Origin of the sequence: Sulfurimonas sp. CVO, assembly GCF_009883775.1 — a bacterium.
Classification (GTDB): domain Bacteria; phylum Campylobacterota; class Campylobacteria; order Campylobacterales; family Sulfurimonadaceae; genus Sulfurimonas; species Sulfurimonas xiamenensis.
In genome coordinates this window covers 1502461-1518647 of the sequence record NZ_CP033720.1, presented here as the reverse complement: position 1 = coordinate 1518647, position 16187 = coordinate 1502461, and the positions used below count along the sequence as shown (strand labels likewise).

Sequence of the window (16187 nt, the reverse complement as noted above, 5' to 3'; positions counted from 1 at the left end):
GAAAAAGTTTGTAATAATTTTAATGGAGAAACTATGAAAAAAGTTCTATTTTTAATGTTAGCTCTTGCTACTGCTGCATTTGCTGCCGATGGTGATGTTGCTAACCAAACTCTTAAAGCGTACTCAATGATCGCTGCAGGTCTTGGTCTTGGTCTTGCTGCTCTTGGTGGAGCTATCGGTATGGGTCATACTGCTGCTGCTACAATCGCTGGTACTGCAAGAAACCCAGGTTTAGGTGCTAAACTTATGACTACAATGTTCATCGCTCTTGCAATGATCGAAGCTCAAGTTATCTATGCACTTGTAATTGCTCTAATCGCACTTTACGCAAACCCTTACTTAGGTTAATCAACCAAAAAGTATCCTCTTGTCGGCTTTTGCCGGCAATATTCTTTATTTTATGCGATCGTGGTGGAACGGTAGACACGCTACCTTGAGGGGGTAGTGCCTTACGGGTGTGAGAGTTCAAATCTCTCCGATCGCACCATAAAAAATATAAAACTTCTCAACGCGAAAACAAAAATCCAAATCCAATTCTATTTTGATGATTATTATAATCTACTAAACTTGCTCCATATCCGTTAAACAGTTTAAGATACCAGAAGTTGTTTTTTGAATTTCCTGTAGGGTATGACCACTCTACTTCAATAGAACCTCGATTTTCACCGTTGAAACGAAGATTGTTGCGCCATGTTAAGTCAAACTGATGTTTTTTAAGAAAATAGTTTAATTTTAAATGTCCATATCCCAGATAAGAGGTTATATCCTTATTGTCGTCTCCTGCATCTGCTACCCATACTCTAAGGCTTGTCATAAGATTTCTGCTGTAAAAAAAAGACTCTAGATAGATTTGATTCCACTCTCTAGAGAGTGGTGCTCCCATTCCATTTGACTCATGCCAAAAGCCAATTTTAACAGCTTTAAATCCAAATTCAGAGAACTTTTTATCTTGAATAGGTAAAGTAAGCCATACTTCAGGTCTGTAGTTTGTTTCACGAAAGGGAGCTGAATCTGAATAAAATTGCCACCACACCTCTTGCGTGTATCCCAAACTTATTATCTCATTGAGACCAAATAGATTGTAGCTTATATCTTTTTTTAAACTTATTTGAAACTCTGCTTCAATATTTTTATCAAATTGTTCATAGCCTGGGTAGGCGATAGGGTCTTTTTGTTCATAATTTTTTGTTGTATATGCAAAAGGAATTAAAAAATTTTTTTCATATGGAAGCAAACCAAAGTTACTAAAAATTTTTGTTACCATTGCCTCTCTTCCATCTGAATCTTTTGGCATATCAAGATGTTGGAAAAGAAAAAGTTTTTTTGCTTCATCTTCACTTGTTACACTATCCGTGGTTTCTTTGTTGCTGTTTATTTCATTAGCAATAAGAGAAGAGCCGGCTATAAAAAGCAAAGTAACAAAAAGTGTTTTATTTAATAAGAGTAATACAGTCTTCACTATTTGGAACCAAACATAAAAAGCTGTATGCTTCTTCACCAAGAGTTTTATAACTGTGAGAAACACCTGCTGGTATCAGCAAAATATCACCTGCTTTAGCCTCTATAATTTCATCTTCTATCTGAACAGAAGCACGACCTGAAAGCACATATTGTTCATGCTCAACACTATTTGTGTGAAGCGGCATATATCCACCTGCTTCTATTATGAAGTTTCTCATTGCAAAATTTGGCGATTCATCAGGAGATAAAAGCATCTTCATAGATACACCTTTTCCCGCTTTTTGAGGCACCGTCTCAATGGAATTGATCTCTTTGTGTAGGTACATTATAGCCTCCTATAATAATATTTTTGGTAGTATATCATAAATTGTGTTTGATTTATATGGAGATTATTTATGAAAATTGCAAAAAATATAACAGAGCTTGTAGGAAACACCCCTTTGGTTAGATTAAATAAACCGTCTAAACTTACAGGTGCTAATATAATTGCAAAATGTGAATTTATGAATCCAACAAGCTCGGTAAAAGATAGAATAGGTTTTAACATGATAAAGCGAGCGATGGAAGCAGGAGAGATAACAGAGGGGACTACTGTAATTGAACCTACAAGCGGCAATACTGGAATAGCGCTTGCGGCAAACTGTGCAGCACTCAATTTAAAGCTGATTCTAACTATGCCTGAGTCGATGAGTCTGGAGAGAAGAAAACTGCTAAAAGCATTTGGAGCCAAGCTGATTTTAACGCCTGCGCATTTAGGTATGAGCGGTGCAATTGTTAAAGCAGATGAACTTCAAAAAGAGATATCAAATTCAATAGTTTTACAGCAGTTTAAAAATCCGTCAAACCCTGAAGTTCATATGTTGACAACTGCAAAAGAAATCTTGAGCGATACAGATAAAAAACTTGATGCATTTATTGCTGCTGTTGGAACAGGCGGAACGCTGAGTGGAACCGGAAAGGTTTTAAAAAAGGAGATACCTCATATTGCAATATTTGCAGTAGAACCTGCAGCATCTGCAGTTCTCTCTGGAGAGTGCGCTGGAGTGCATGCCATTCAAGGAATTGGAGCCGGATTTATTCCAGACACACTGGATGTTTCTGTTTATGGCGAAGTGATAAAAGTGAGTAACGAAGATGCGATAAAAACAGCAAAAATGCTTGCAAAAGATGAGGGCTTGCTTGTGGGCATATCTGCGGGGGCAAATGTATATGCGACGATGCAGATTGCTTCAAGAGAGGAGTTTAAAGGCAAAACGCTTTTGACTGTTCTTTGCGATACCGGCGAGAGGTATCTAAGTACAGAACTTTTTGATGAATAAAATTTTTTTAGAAACAATTAAAGCAGTTGATGGAGAAGTTTTTAATCTCTCTTTTCATCAAAAGAGATATGAGAGCGTTTTAAAAAAATTTGATATTTTAGATGCACAAAATTTGCAGAAGTATCTAAACCCTCCAAAAATTGGAATTTACAGATGCCGTTTAACATATGACTTGTCACAAGCATCTCATTTGATAAAAGTAACATATCATCCATACAAAAAAAGAGATACAAAATCATTAAAACTTGTTTATAATGATAAGATTGAGTATTCATTGAAATCTGTATACAGAGATGAGTTAGATGCTTTGTATGAGTTAAGAGGTGAGTGTGATGATGTTTTGATAGTAAAAAATTCTTTTATTACCGATACTACGATAGCAAATATAGCTTTTTTTGATTCAAAAAGATGGATTACGCCTGCATTACCGCTCTTAAAGGGTACGACTAGAGAGAGACTTTTAAAAGAGAGCAAAATATTTGAAGAAGAGATACATGTAAAAGATTTGAAAAATTTCAGCAGAGTAGCTCTTATGAATGCCATGATAAATTTTGATATAATTGCAAAAAACACAAAGGATTTTTTGTGCTAGATAATTTGATAAATGATAATGATTTTGCAAAAATAATGCAAAAAAATATGGAAAATATAATATTTTTTTTATTTGAGAAAGATCAAAACTTCGGTATTCTTTGTAAAATAGAGAGCATATCTTTTGATCCGCCTCTTCCTGAAGATATAAGTGCAGAATTTAGACAAATGACACTTTTCTTCTTAGCTGGATATACATTTGAGACGGCTAGCATTGTTGAAAACAGTTTAGTTTTTGAAGCAGGCTTTGGAGCGGAGAACTTTGGCAGTGTCGTTAGTGTTCCTCTTTTAAGTATAATGCAGATAATTGTTGATGAAACTCCACTGCTTATAAATTTGGCAAACTACAAAAAAGAGAAAAAAGAAGTTAAAGAAATAGATAATGGAGGAGTTGAAAGTTCAATGGCCTCTTTTCTATCAAATCCTGAGAATTCAAAATTTATAAAAAAGTAGATTTTGTTGCAACTTGTAGAGTTGTTCTACAAGTTTATTGAAATTTATACTTTATTTAAAGAGAGCAGATAATTAACTACACTGTCAATAAAAGCATCATGCTTCTTATCTTTTGAATATGCTATATAGAAATTTCTTTCCATTTTATAGTTTTTAATTCTAGCTTCAAATAGTCTGCCTTCAGCTACTTCACTAGCTACAACATGTTTTGACATAATAGATACAATAGGTCTTTCACTATGAGGATCTGCATGTAAAATAGACTCTTTTATTGCTGTTGGACTTTCTAAGACACCAAGTACATTAAGATTGTTGCATTGAACACCAATTTCGTCAAGAACTTCGCTTGTTAATTTTCTTGTATGAGAAGCTTCATCTCTGCATATCCAGTCAAATCCATTTAAATCTTCAGCTGTCAGGTGTTTTTTTAAAGGTTGATTTGAAAAAACAACCAACTCATCTAAAACCCACTCTCTATATATAATATCGTTTCTAAAAACTGGAGATTCAATAAGAGCTAGGTCTATTTTTTTATCTTCAAGCTGATCTATAACTTCGCAAGATTTTGCAACATTCATATATACATTGTTGTTTATTCTCTTTTTTATTTCAGCAAGATAGTTTGGTAACACATAATTTCCAATAGCATTTGAAGAGCCGATAACAAAAGTAAAATCTTTATGTATTATTTTTAAAAGCTCTTTTTCACAGCTTGCTATTGTTTTTTCAAGTCTAGTTGCAATTCTAAAAAGATCTTCACCCTCTTTTGTTAGTAAAATACCATTCTTTTTTCTATCTACTATTTTAGTATCAAGATACTCTTCTATAAATTTTATCTGCTGTGTAACGGCAGGTTGTGAAATACCAAGTTTTGCCGATGCTTTAGAAAAACTTTTTTCCTTTATGACCATCAAAAAAGTTTGTAGTTTTGCAAAATCTTTTAACATAATAATTCCTATAAGTTTAAATAATAGATAAAATTATAACTCATTATTATAATTAATGCAATAGTTTTGTAATAATTTACCTCTTTTTGGCTATAATAATTTAAATCAATATGAATAGTGGCATAAGTATGAAAAAAATATTTGAAAAATTAAACGATTCGCAGGCAAGTGCTGTAAAGCAAACAGAGGGTCCTGTGTTGATTTTAGCCGGCGCAGGAAGCGGAAAAACGACTACTGTCGTTTCTCGTTTGGCTTATCTTATAAAAGGGATTGGAATTCCTGCTTCAAATACTTTAACACTTACATTTACAAATAAAGCTGCCAAAGAGATGAGAGAGCGTGCTTCTGCTATGATGGATAATCTAGCTTATCCACCGCTATTGTGTACTTTTCATAAATTTGGATTACTTTTTTTAAAATTTAATATTCATCTTTTAAAAAGAGAAAATAATTTTGTAGTTATTGATACCGATGATAAAAAACGAATTATTAAAAAAATAAACAGTGAAATTCCAACATCACTTATTGCAAGTGAAATATCAAGATATAAGAGTTCGCTTCTAACTCCGGATGACGCTTATAAGCAGGCAGAAATATTTAATTATCAACAGATAGCAAAAGTTTATGAAGAGTATGAAAATTATCTGTTAGAAAATAATTTGGTAGATTTTGATGATTTGATAGCACTTACATATAAACTTTTAGATGAAAATGAGGAGCTTGCCCGAGCTACTTCTGAAAAATATCGCTATATAATGATAGATGAGTATCAAGATACAAATGAACTGCAGCTTAAACTTTTACAAAAACTTTGCACTGTGCATAAAAATATATGTGTAGTCGGTGATGATGATCAAAGCATTTATGGCTGGCGCGGTGCACATATAAGAAACATTATAGAGTTTGATAAAGATTTTGAAGGTACTGCTATTTTTAAACTTGAAGAGAATTATCGCTCAAAAGAGCCGATTCTTAAAGTTGCAAATTCGCTAATAGAACACAATAGATCAAGACTTGGCAAAAAACTTATCCCCACTCGCGGGAGCGGTGAAGATGTGACTGTTTTAAATTCTGCCGATGAGAATGAAGAGGCAAGAAAAATTGCTTCAAAGATTGCAAAGCTTTTAGATTCAGGTGTAAAAGCGCAAAATATAGCGGTGCTGTATCGCGTCAATGTCTTAAGCCGTTCAATTGAGGAAGGGCTAAATCGTGCCGGTATTGCATATAAGCTTGTCGGAGGTCTGAGATTTTATGATAGAGCAGAGGTAAAAGATCTTATAAGCTATATTAGAGTTATTACAAATTTTCATGATGACTTTTCATTTAAACGAATAGTAAATAAGCCAAAAAGAGGCTTGGGAAAAGCAAGCGTAGATAAAATAGAGTTGGCTGCACATAAGAATGAAATTTCAATATTTGAATATATCACAAAAGTTTCTCTCGCAGATTTAGAGTCTTTGGTTAAAAAGAAAAACGCTAAAACGCTTAAAAAATTTGTAAAAGATATTCAAAGTGTAGCAAAAGAGGCGACGGAATCTACTTATAACTTTATAGATATTTTAGAAGATACTTTCCATCTTAAAGATATCTATAAAGGTATGCCTGACGAAGTAGAAAGAGTTTTAAATATGGATGAGTTTTATGGTCTCTTTAGAGATTTTGTAAAAAATTCTCCAGAATCTTCGCTTGATGAGTTTTTAAATGAGCTTACACTTCAAAGTGAGCAGGATCAGGTAGAGGGAGAGAGTATTTATATGATGAGTATTCATGCTTCCAAAGGTTTGGAGTTTGACCATATTTTTATTATAGGGTTAGAAGAGGGGTTTTTGCCTCTTGTGGGTGATGGAAGTGATCTTGAAGAGGAGAGACGGCTTGGCTATGTTTCTTTTACAAGAGCAAAAGAGACATTGACCCTTTCTCATGTAGATAGCAGATTTTACAAGGGGCGAAGAAGCGATTTGCAAAAGAGCAGATTTTTTAATGAAGCGGGACTTTGTGAAGGTTCTTTGATAGTCGAGAAAAACACGGCTTTTAAAAAAGGTGATTTGGTACGCCATAAAATCTTTGGGACAGGAAGAGTAATAGGAGTAAGTAAATCCGGGCGGGAATTTAAACTAAACATTAACTTTGCAGGCACAAAAAGAGATATCTTAGCCTCCTTTGTTGAGAGACTATGAATAGACTTTTTGTTGCATACAAACCTACAGGCATAAGTTCAAATTTTTTTTTAACAAAATTAAAAAGAAAATATAAAACAAAGAAAGCTGGTTTTTCGGGAACGCTTGATCCATTTGCAAAAGGAGTTCTCTTAATAGGAATGGGAAGCTATACAAAACTGTTTCGTTTTTTAGACAAAACCCCAAAAACATATAGAGCAACTCTTTGGCTTGGTGCAAAATCTGATAGTTTAGATACTGAGATGATAGAGCGGGTTGATATATTAAAAAAGTTTAATGAATCTGAGGTTTTAAAGGTTTTAAAATCTTTAGAAGGTAAACTTGAGTATGAGCCGCCTATTTTTAGTGCAAAACGAATAGATGGCCAGAGAGCTTATGATTTAGCTCGCGCCGGCAAAGAGTTTACGCTCAATAAAATACATTCAACCATTTACAAGATTGTTCTTGTGCATTATTGCCATCCATTTATAACATTTGAAGCAACTGTTTCGGAGGGAACATATATTCGTTCACTTGGTCGGATAATTGCAAATAGACTCGGTGTAAAATTTGGCAGTCTTAGTGCTTTGGAGAGATTAAGTGAGGGACAGTTTAGGTATAATAATGAAAAACCTCTGGATATTAAAAAATCTTTAAATATAAAGCAAAACTTTTATCTTGGAGAGAGTGATAATTTAAAGTATGGCAGAGTCCTTGCATTAAAAGATTTAAAAATACAAGAAGATGGTTATTATTGGCTTGAGAGCGGCAGTTTTATTTCGATTATAAATATAAAAGATACAGAAGTAAATTATGAACTAGGCAGGATTGAATGTTAATGTTGCTAAAAAATAAGAGATAAATAGATGAAGCTATATAAAGCTTATGCAAAAGTAAATATATTTTTAAAAATTACCGGAGCTAGAAGTAATTATCATGAAATCATATCAAGGTTTATGAGAGTCGGCTCTCTTTATGATGAGCTCTCTTTTGTTAGCAAAAACAGAGATGATGCTTTTAAAATTATAGGCGAGTTTTCATGTAAGACAGAACAAAACACTATTTATAAAGCATATATTGCACTCTTGGATAGTTTAGATGAGACACCGGCTAAATCACTAAAAAACTTAATGGATAAATATGCTGTTGAAGTGAAAAAAAATATTCCTGCTTTTGCGGGGCTTGGCGGCGGAAGCAGTGATGCTGCTACTTTTTTAAAAATGTGTAATGAAGTTTTAGATCTTGGGCTTAGCCAGAATGAACTAGCGCTTATAGGCTTAAAAGTTGGTGCTGATGTTCCGTTTTTTATTTACGAGTATGATAGTGCAAATGTTGGCGGGATAGGTGAAGTTGTTGAAGAGTTTAAAGAGGAGTTGCTAGATTTTGAAATTTTCACACCTAAAATAGAGATAAGTACACCCAGAGTCTATAGAGCTTATAGAGAAAATTTTTACAATCCGATAGATGGATTTGAAGTAGAGAAGTTGAAAAAAACCCCATCATTGGATATACTAAAAAAAATGAGTGCAGATGAAGCAAACGATCTTTTTAAACCAGCACTTCAAGAATACAAAGAGTTGAAAAGTTATTATAAATATGGGTACTATTTTAGTGGAAGCGGAAGCAGTTTTTTTAGAGTCAAAGAGAGGAAACAGTAAGTAATGGGCGAAACAGTAGCAAAAAATAAAAAAGCCTATTTTGATTATTTTTTAGAGGAAAAATTTGAAGCAGGTGTAGTTCTTAAAGGGAGCGAGATAAAAGCGATACGAGCTGGACGCGTCAATCTAAAAGACAGTTTTATTCGTTTTGTAAATGGTGAGGCATTTTTGTTTAATGCTCATATAGGGAGGCTTGAGACGACACATCACTACTATTCGCATGAAGAGAGAGGAAGCAGAAAGCTTCTTTTACATAAAAAACAGATAGCAAAAATGATAAAAGCGGTAGAGAAAGAGGGTTATACGGTTGTTCCTCTGCAGCTCTATTTTAATGATAGAAATATTATAAAAATTCAAATTGCCATAGCAAAAGGAAAACAGCTTCATGATAAAAGAAACGACCTAAAAGAGAAGGATATGAAGCGTGATATTGAGCGCTCTATGAAAGATTATTGATGAGGTTGTTTTTTTTATATCTTTTTTTTGCAACTGCTGTTTTTGGTATAAATATAGAAATGGCAGACGAGACGATTACAAACGGAAGAACCGCTCTTTTAGAGTTTAAAAAAGAGAAAAATATCGAATATAAAAGAGTCGTTACAGATAAGAAGAGTTATAAAATTTTTAAAAATCCTCTAGATGACGAAAAATTTTATGTACTGCTTCCCATTGGTTATTATGAAAAGCCCGCGGATAAAAAGATAGAAGTTTTTTATGTTGAGCAAGGCAAAGAGAGAAGCAAAACTCTATTTTTTAAAGTAGAGAATGCGAACTATGAAAAGGAGACGCTTAGTGTTGACAGCTCAAAAGTAACTTTAAGCGAAGAGGATCAAAAAAGAGCTTCAAAAGAGTATGCCGAAGCAATGCAGATCTATAAAACAACAACTATCCAAAGCTATATCTCATCCGAATTTATTATTCCTATGGAGAGTAAAATAACAAGTGACTTTGGAAAAGCCAGAGTTTATAATGGATCATTAAAGAGTTATCACGGAGGAGTGGATTTTAGAGCTAGTGAAGGCACACCTCTTATAGCGACTAACAGCGGAAAAGTAGTTCTAGCAAAAGATAGATTTTACTCAGGAAGTTCAGTGGTTATAGACCATGGGCAAGGTATATACTCATGCTACTTTCACATGAGCAAACTTGATGTCAAAGAGGGAGCTATAGTAAAAAAGGGAGAAACAATTGGTCTCTCCGGAAGCAGTGGCAGAGTGACGGGTCCGCATCTTCATTTTGGAATCAGGATTGCTTCCCAGCAGGTTGATCCACTTCAGTTTATTGAGCTGATAAATAAAAATATATTTACACAAAAAAATTAAGGAATTATAAAATGACACTGTTTCAAATTATTATGCTTGGTGCTTCGGCATTTTTCGCATTTAAAGTTTATGAACATATACAGACTCTTCAAGATCCTGCACCAAAAAGAGAAGATACTCCACCATCTTCTTTTGATCCAGAATCATTAATCATTAAGGCTGATGAGGCATTTGAAAGTGGTGATTTGCAAAAAGCTTTGACGCTATTTACAGAAGCAAATGCAAAAAAGTCGCAAAACTCCGATATTTTATTTAAAATAGGTTATATTTTGCAACAGTTAGATAAAAAAGATGAAGCATTAAATTACTATAAAGAGGCTCTTGAGATGGATAAAGACAATGAGTATATCCATAACTCAATAGCAAGCGTATATAGATCAAAAGAGGAGTTCGTATCAGCTAGAATGCACTTGAGTGCATCTTTGGATATCAACGATAAAAATCCGATAACATACTATAATTATGGAAATCTTTTGGTTGATATGAAACATATAGATGAAGCAAAAGAGATGTATAAAAAGGCACTTGAGATAAATCCGGAATTTAAAGAAGCACGAGAAGAGCTGCAAAAACTTAGTTAGGAGTTGAAATGAAAATATCAAAGATATATGAATTTTTGGATAATTTATCACCTTTTGAGCTTCAAGAATCATGGGATAACTCAGGGTTAATAATAGGGGATTTTAATCAAGATGTACAAAAAATAGTATTAAGTATAGATATTGATGAAATGCTTATAGATTCAATGGATGAAAATACTCTTTTGATAACACATCACCCTCTTATTTTTAGCGGGCTTAAACAATTAGAATTTAATAAATATCCAGCAAATTTGATTCACAAGATGATACAAAAAAATATTTCAAATATCTCAATGCACACAAATTTTGATCAAACACATCTAAACGAATATGTTGCAACTGAAATTTTAGGATATAAAATAGAAAAAAAAGATGGATTTGTTCTTTATTTGGATATAGATGAAGAATTTGATGTTTTTGCACAAAAAATTGCTACTGCATTTTCATTGCCATATGCAAAATGCGTAAAAAGTTCTCAGAGGGTAAAAAAAGTTGCTTTAACAACCGGTTCGGGATGCTCTTTGATTAAATATATAGAGGCTGATTGTTTTTTAACTGGAGATATAAAATATCATGATGCGATGGAGGCAAAGAGTATAAATTTGTCGCTTATTGATATAGGACATTTTGAAAGTGAGCACTTTTTTGCAGAGATTTTGCTTAAACATTTGAAAAATTTAGGTTTAGAAGCTATAATTTCATCATCTAAAAACCCTTTTACTTACATTTAAGAAATCGGTACAACTATTTAATCCAAAAGGAGATTAATGAACTTACACCTAAAACAGCTGATTGACCTATCACAAGTAGACAAAGAGATAGATGCTTTTGAACCACAGATAGAAGAAGCAAATTATAAGCTAGAAGCAGCACAGGCAAAAAAACAGAGTATAGATTCGGATATTGAAAACCTAACAAAAGAGATCAAAGATGAAGAGGTTAAAAAGAAAAAAAATGAACTTCATCTGCAAGAACTTTCTCAAAAATTAGAAGACAACTCTAGAAAAAGTGCTGAAGTTAAAACTGAGCGAGAGATGAAATCTCTTCAACTTGAAGAGGAGATTGCAAAAGAGCAGGTAACTTTTGCAAACGAAGAGATTGAAAGACTTGAGAGAGTTATTGCTTCAAAAACTGAGCAGGTAGAAGCTGCAAAAAAATCTCTCGAAGAGTTAGAATCTAGTCTTGCAACAATAAAAGCTGAAGTTGAAGGAAAACTAGAAGTTATCAATCAATCTCGTCAAGAAGTTTTTATTAAAAAAGAGAAATTAATCTCAGAGATGAACCAAAAAGGTCTTGCGTTTTATCAGAAAATTCGCAGATGGGCTAAAAACACAACTGTAGTTCCTGTTGTAGATCAAGCTTGTATGGGTTGTCATATGTTGATTAATGATAAAATTTATGCAGATGTAATTAAAGGTGAAGAGATTACAACATGTCCACATTGTGGCCGTATTCTCTATATGGAAACTGATAAAGAATAGGCTTGAAGCCGTTTACACTTCTGTACTTTATCTTAAGCGTAGTGCTCTATTTGGTAGCACTGCCGCTTTTGATTTATCTCTCATTTAAACATAAATACAAAGAGTCGATTCCGGCTCGTTTTTTTCTTTTTAAAAATCCAAGATTTAAAAGTAGTGACGGGGTTTGGTTTCATGTATGCTCTTTGGGCGAGGCAAGAGCGCTGAAGCCCATCTTAGACCTTCTAAAAGATTGTGATATAAAGATAACAACGATAACACATACGGGACAAGCACATGCCAGAAGATATGATGCAGAGGTAAGATATCTGCCTTATGAGATGTTTTTGCCGTTTTGGGCAAAAAAACAGAGAGTACTTGTAGTTTTAGAAGCGGAATTTTGGTTTATGCTCTTTAGTGTTATGAGAGCAAAAGGGACAAGAGTTATACTTTTAAATGCTCGTATATCAGAAAAAAGCGTTAAAAAATATCTTCGATTTTCTTGGTTTTATAAAAAACTACTCTCAAATGTAGAGATAATTTATGCGCAGAGCGAAGCTGATAAAAACCGTTTTTTAGATTTAGGTGCGAAAAATATTGAGATTATCGGAAATATTAAATTAGCAGCTGAGATAAAAAAAACCAAAGAGTATAAAAAACCCAGGGGTGAGTTAATAGTCGCAGGAAGTACCCATGAGGGCGAAGAAGAGAGTATCTTAAAATCATTTGTAGAGTATAAAAAACAGAGTGATTCAAAACTCGCCGTAGTTCCAAGACATCCTGAGAGATTTGAGGCAGTTTATGAGCTTATGAAAAGGTATGCTGACAAAAACTCTTTGACCCTAAGTCGGTTTTCGCAAGATAGTGAGTTTGACTCAGATTTGATTCTAGTTGATGCGATGGGCGAGTTAAACAATATATACGCAATCAGTGACATTGCAATTTTAGGCGGTGCATTCAGGGATGATGTAGGCGGACATAATCCGCTTGAACCAGCTTATTTTGGATGTAAAATCATTACTGGAAAACACTTTTTTCATCAAAGGGAGCTTTTTAAGTATGTTCATCATGTTCAGTATGTTGAGTCTGATGAAATTTATAAAGCGTTGATGAAATGCAAAGAGTTGCCGCCAAGTATGGTTGAAGAGAAAATAGATTTAAAACCTGTAATAGAGAGAATAGTAAAAAATTAAATCTATCCCGCATGGGTTAGCTTCAGTGTCCGAGCGGTCAGTGAAGCCAAAGGGACGAGTTCCTTTGGCGTACAAATAAATGAAGACTATTCTTCATTTTATGAAATAAAATTAAGGAAATAATTTAATGGCATTAGAAAAAGCGTATAAACTTTTAGCAGCACAAGAAGGGATTTCAAATTCTCAAGCGAAGTCTATGATAGATAGAGGTTTGGTTTATGTAGGCAATAAAAAAGTAATGATTGCTCGTGGAGATATTGATTCAAAAACAGTATTTAGAGTAGAAAAAGTTGAGAAGATAAAACCTATTTTTGAAAATGATGATTTGATTGTTGTGGATAAACCTGCACATATTAATTCAGATGAGATAGAGAGACAGTTTAAGCCTGCACAGCTTTTGCATAGACTCGATCGTGAGACAAGCGGTGTTTTAATGCTTGTAAAAAATGAAGAGTTTAGACAAAAAGCGATACAAGAGTTTAAAAAAGACAGAGTTTATAAAGAGTATATCGCATGGATAGAGGGGATTTTAAGTGAGCCGATTGATATTGATAAACCAATTTTGACTACCAAAAAAAACAATCGTGCAACTTCAAATGTTTCAAGCAAAGGAAAACCTGCAAGAACAGAAGTTTTCCCTGATATTGTTAGCGGCAATAAAACAAAAGTTAAGTGTATTATTCATAACGGAAGAACACATCAGATAAGAACTCATTTAAGATATATTGAACATCCAATAGTCGGTGATGAACAGTACGGCGGAAGACGGGCAAAACGGGTAATGCTGCATGCTTACAAAGTAAGACTTTTCGATATGGAATTTACAGCACCTGAACCAAAGACATTTGTTCACTTTGAATAGTCGTGAGAGTTTATGGAGCGTCTATATGCTAAGGTGCAGCGATGGGACTCTCTACACCGGAATAACTACAGATCTAGCTAGAAGAGTCGAGGAGCATAACAGCTCTTTCAAAGGTGCTAAATATACACGTCCAAGAAGACCTGTCGCATTAGTTTACACTGAGTTTTGTGAAGATAAAAGCAGTGCAACCATAAGAGAGCTAGAGATAAAAAAACTACCAAGAGAAAAAAAATTGGAGCTTATAAAGTGATACGAATCTTTGTTGATGGCGATGCTTTTCCAAATCTTTTAAAACCGATTCTATTTCGTTCGATAGAAAGATTGAAATTAGAGACTTTTGTTATCTCTAACAAACCAATAACCATAGGAAAATCAAAACTGATTAGTTACATTATAGTTGAGCAGGGTGCAGATGAAGCGGATCATCATATAGTAGAACTTGCAAAAGAGGGTGATCTAGTTATAACTGCTGATATCCCGTTGGCAGATAGAGTAATAACCAAAGCCGCGCATGCAATTGATCATAGAGGTGAGTTATATACTGCTGACAATATTAAGCAATACTTGGCTATGAGAAATTTAATGGAAAAAATTCGTGAAAGTGGTGAAATAACAAAAGGACCAAAACCTTTTGATAAAAAAGATGCACATCAATTTGCAAATCAGCTTCATAAATTTTTGAGTAAGTATTGTAAAATATAAAGCAGAGTTAAAGTAATTTTCAGCTAAAATTCGCCACTTTTTACATTCTAAGATAATTTAAAAAACAGGAGGGACCCATGTTTGATGTATTAACAGATTCATTTACAAATGCTATTAAAAAAATTCGTTTTCATGATGACGAAAGGGCTCTCTCAAAGGCTCTCGATGAGCTTAAAAAATCTCTTTTAAAAGCGGATGTAAACCATAAAGTTGTTAAAGAGCTTATATTTAAAGTTCAGATAGAGACGAAAAAAAATGGGATTGGTAAAGATCAATTTTTAGCGGCTCTAAGAGAAACACTTTATGAACTTTTAGAAGTTGGCGGAAACAGAGGCTTTATATTTGCTTCAAAACCTCCTACCGTTATACTGATGACAGGGCTTCAGGGTTCTGGAAAAACTACTACAACTGGGAAATTGGCGCTTTATTTAAAAAACAAGCAAAAAAAAGTTCTTGTAGTCGCAGCCGACTTGCAGCGTTTAGCGGCAGTTGAGCAGCTGCATCAAATTACAGCAAAAATCGATGTTGAACTTTATGAAGACGAGAGCACGAAAAATCCTGTTGAAGTCGTAACTGCAGCACTCAAAAAAGCAAATAGCAACATATATGATGTTGTTCTTATAGATACTGCTGGTCGTTTGGCGATAGACGATGAGCTTATGAAGGAGCTTGAAGCTGTTAAAAAAGCTGCAAATCCAAGCGAGATTTTTTATGTTGCAGACTCTTTGACGGGTCAGGATGCTGTTAAGACGGCTGCTACTTTTAAAGAGAAAATCGGAATTGACGGCGTCATTTTAAGCAAATACGACGGTGATTCAAAAGGCGGTGTGGCTCTGGGACTCTCATCTCAAGTCCAAGTACCTCTGCGCTTTATAGGTAGTGGCGAAAAGATGGAAGATTTGGAAGTTTTCTTGCCAGATCGTGTCGTAAACCGTCTTATGGGTTTTGGAGATATTGAGGGTTTAGCTGAGAAAACTTCATCGGTTATTGATGAAAAACAGGCTAAGAAGCTTACTTCAAAAATTAAAAAAGGGCAGTTCAACTTCAATGACTTTTTAGAGCAGATGGAAAGTATGAAGAAAATGGGAAGTATGAAGTCTTTAATGGGTATGATTCCAGGCATGGGAAATATGTCTAAGGCACTCAAAGATTTCGATCTTGAAAGTTCCGGTGAGCTTAAAAATATCAAAGCCATGGTTTCTTCCATGACTATGAAAGAGAGAGAGAACCCAGATCTTTTAAACAACTCGCGCAAATTAAGAATTGCTAAGGGTTGCGGACTTACTCAAGTTGAGATTAACCGCATGATAAAACAGTTCAAAAATGCAGGTAAAATGGCTAAAAAGCTCTCAGGTAAAGGCGGCATGAAAGATCTGCAAGCTATGATGGGACAGATGGGCGGCGCAGGAGCTCTTAGAAGATAGCTTGGCGCTAAAGTGAATATAGAAGGTAAATTTATAGACTTTTAGAAGTTTATAGATTTGC

Annotated in this window: 20 protein-coding genes and 1 tRNA gene; 18 read left to right on the top strand and 3 right to left on the bottom strand. The window is 34.2% G+C overall.

The annotated features are described in order from the left end of the window. Positions 1-33 precede the first annotated feature (33 nt). Entirely contained in the window at positions 34-348 is a 315-nt protein-coding gene (locus CVO_RS07635) for a F0F1 ATP synthase subunit C (RefSeq protein WP_137011867.1), read from the top strand. 54 nt (positions 349-402) lie between these two features. Continuing rightward, positions 403-487, top strand: a tRNA-Leu gene (locus CVO_RS07630). Between the two features lie 18 nt (positions 488-505). Here CVO_RS07630 and CVO_RS07625 read toward each other — a convergent pair. After that, the gene (locus tag CVO_RS07625) at positions 506-1459 is read right to left on the bottom strand and encodes a phospholipase A (protein ID WP_241690955.1); all 954 of its coding nucleotides are present in this window, start codon (positions 1457-1459) and stop codon (positions 506-508) included. Next, positions 1431-1787 carry a cupin domain-containing protein gene (locus CVO_RS07620; protein WP_159571319.1) on the bottom strand — a complete coding sequence of 119 codons (357 nt, stop codon included), beginning with the start codon at positions 1785-1787 and terminating at the stop codon, positions 1431-1433. The genes CVO_RS07625 and CVO_RS07620 overlap by 29 nt, the downstream gene beginning before the upstream one ends. A gap of 69 nt (positions 1788-1856) precedes the next feature. On the opposite strand from CVO_RS07620, the gene cysK reads away from it, so the two are divergent. From cysK to CVO_RS07605, 3 genes are read left to right on the top strand one after another with little or no spacing between them, the layout of a single operon-like run. Then, entirely contained in the window at positions 1857-2780 is a 924-nt protein-coding gene (gene cysK, locus CVO_RS07615; protein ID WP_159571316.1) for a cysteine synthase A, read from the top strand. After that, positions 2773-3372, top strand: a complete 600-nt coding sequence (locus CVO_RS07610) for an aminotransferase class IV family protein (protein ID WP_152298778.1) — start codon at positions 2773-2775, stop codon at positions 3370-3372. The genes cysK and CVO_RS07610 overlap by 8 nt, the downstream gene beginning before the upstream one ends. Beyond that, positions 3366-3824, top strand: a complete 459-nt coding sequence (locus CVO_RS07605; protein WP_152298779.1) for a hypothetical protein — start codon at positions 3366-3368, stop codon at positions 3822-3824. Before CVO_RS07610 ends, CVO_RS07605 begins: the two co-directional genes overlap by 7 nt. Before the next feature lie 44 nt (positions 3825-3868). On the opposite strand, the gene CVO_RS07600 is transcribed toward CVO_RS07605, so the two are convergent. Next, positions 3869-4771, bottom strand: a complete 903-nt coding sequence (locus tag CVO_RS07600) for a LysR family transcriptional regulator (RefSeq protein WP_159571313.1) — start codon at positions 4769-4771, stop codon at positions 3869-3871. Between the two features lie 128 nt (positions 4772-4899). Between CVO_RS07600 and CVO_RS07595 the strand changes: the two genes are divergently transcribed. From CVO_RS07595 to ffh, 13 genes are all read left to right on the top strand, one after another. Continuing rightward, positions 4900-6948: an ATP-dependent helicase gene (locus CVO_RS07595; protein WP_152298781.1), complete on the top strand. Its 2049-nt coding sequence runs from the start codon at positions 4900-4902 to the stop codon at positions 6946-6948. Further along, a complete protein-coding gene (gene truB, locus CVO_RS07590) occupies positions 6945-7766 on the top strand; it encodes a tRNA pseudouridine(55) synthase TruB (protein WP_159571310.1) in 822 nt (273 codons plus the stop codon). Before CVO_RS07595 ends, truB begins: the two co-directional genes overlap by 4 nt. 27 nt (positions 7767-7793) lie before the next feature. Then, positions 7794-8585, top strand: a complete 792-nt coding sequence (locus CVO_RS07585; RefSeq protein WP_159571307.1) for a 4-(cytidine 5'-diphospho)-2-C-methyl-D-erythritol kinase — start codon at positions 7794-7796, stop codon at positions 8583-8585. Between the two features lie 3 nt (positions 8586-8588). Further along, positions 8589-9041 (top strand): SsrA-binding protein SmpB, encoded by a 453-nt coding sequence (gene smpB, locus CVO_RS07580; protein ID WP_159571304.1) that lies wholly within the window; start codon positions 8589-8591, stop codon positions 9039-9041. Continuing rightward, positions 9041-9907, top strand: a complete 867-nt coding sequence (gene pgp3, locus CVO_RS07575; RefSeq protein WP_159571302.1) for a peptidoglycan metallopeptidase Pgp3 — start codon at positions 9041-9043, stop codon at positions 9905-9907. The genes smpB and pgp3 overlap by 1 nt, the downstream gene beginning before the upstream one ends. Positions 9908-9918: 11 nt before the next feature. Further along, positions 9919-10488 carry a tetratricopeptide repeat protein gene (locus CVO_RS07570; RefSeq protein WP_159571299.1) on the top strand — a complete coding sequence of 190 codons (570 nt, stop codon included), beginning with the start codon at positions 9919-9921 and terminating at the stop codon, positions 10486-10488. A gap of 8 nt (positions 10489-10496) precedes the next feature. Further along, entirely contained in the window at positions 10497-11219 is a 723-nt protein-coding gene (locus CVO_RS07565) for a Nif3-like dinuclear metal center hexameric protein (RefSeq protein ID WP_159571296.1), read from the top strand. A gap of 36 nt (positions 11220-11255) precedes the next feature. Continuing rightward, the gene (locus CVO_RS07560) at positions 11256-11969 is read left to right on the top strand and encodes a zinc ribbon domain-containing protein (protein ID WP_152298788.1); all 714 of its coding nucleotides are present in this window, start codon (positions 11256-11258) and stop codon (positions 11967-11969) included. Between the two features lie 2 nt (positions 11970-11971). Continuing rightward, positions 11972-13138, top strand: a complete 1167-nt coding sequence (gene waaA / locus CVO_RS07555; RefSeq protein WP_152298789.1) for a lipid IV(A) 3-deoxy-D-manno-octulosonic acid transferase — start codon at positions 11972-11974, stop codon at positions 13136-13138. Between the two features lie 127 nt (positions 13139-13265). Next, positions 13266-14000, top strand: coding sequence for a pseudouridine synthase family protein (locus tag CVO_RS07550; protein WP_152298790.1), 735 nt, complete (start codon positions 13266-13268; stop codon positions 13998-14000). Beyond that, positions 13993-14250, top strand: a complete 258-nt coding sequence (locus CVO_RS07545; protein WP_502707855.1) for a GIY-YIG nuclease family protein — start codon at positions 13993-13995, stop codon at positions 14248-14250. Before CVO_RS07550 ends, CVO_RS07545 begins: the two co-directional genes overlap by 8 nt. After that, positions 14250-14702: a YaiI/YqxD family protein gene (locus CVO_RS07540; RefSeq protein ID WP_188093955.1), complete on the top strand. Its 453-nt coding sequence runs from the start codon at positions 14250-14252 to the stop codon at positions 14700-14702. Before CVO_RS07545 ends, CVO_RS07540 begins: the two co-directional genes overlap by 1 nt. Before the next feature lie 77 nt (positions 14703-14779). Further along, positions 14780-16126 carry a signal recognition particle protein gene (ffh, locus tag CVO_RS07535; RefSeq protein WP_159571290.1) on the top strand — a complete coding sequence of 449 codons (1347 nt, stop codon included), beginning with the start codon at positions 14780-14782 and terminating at the stop codon, positions 16124-16126. Positions 16127-16187: the final 61 nt, after the last annotated feature.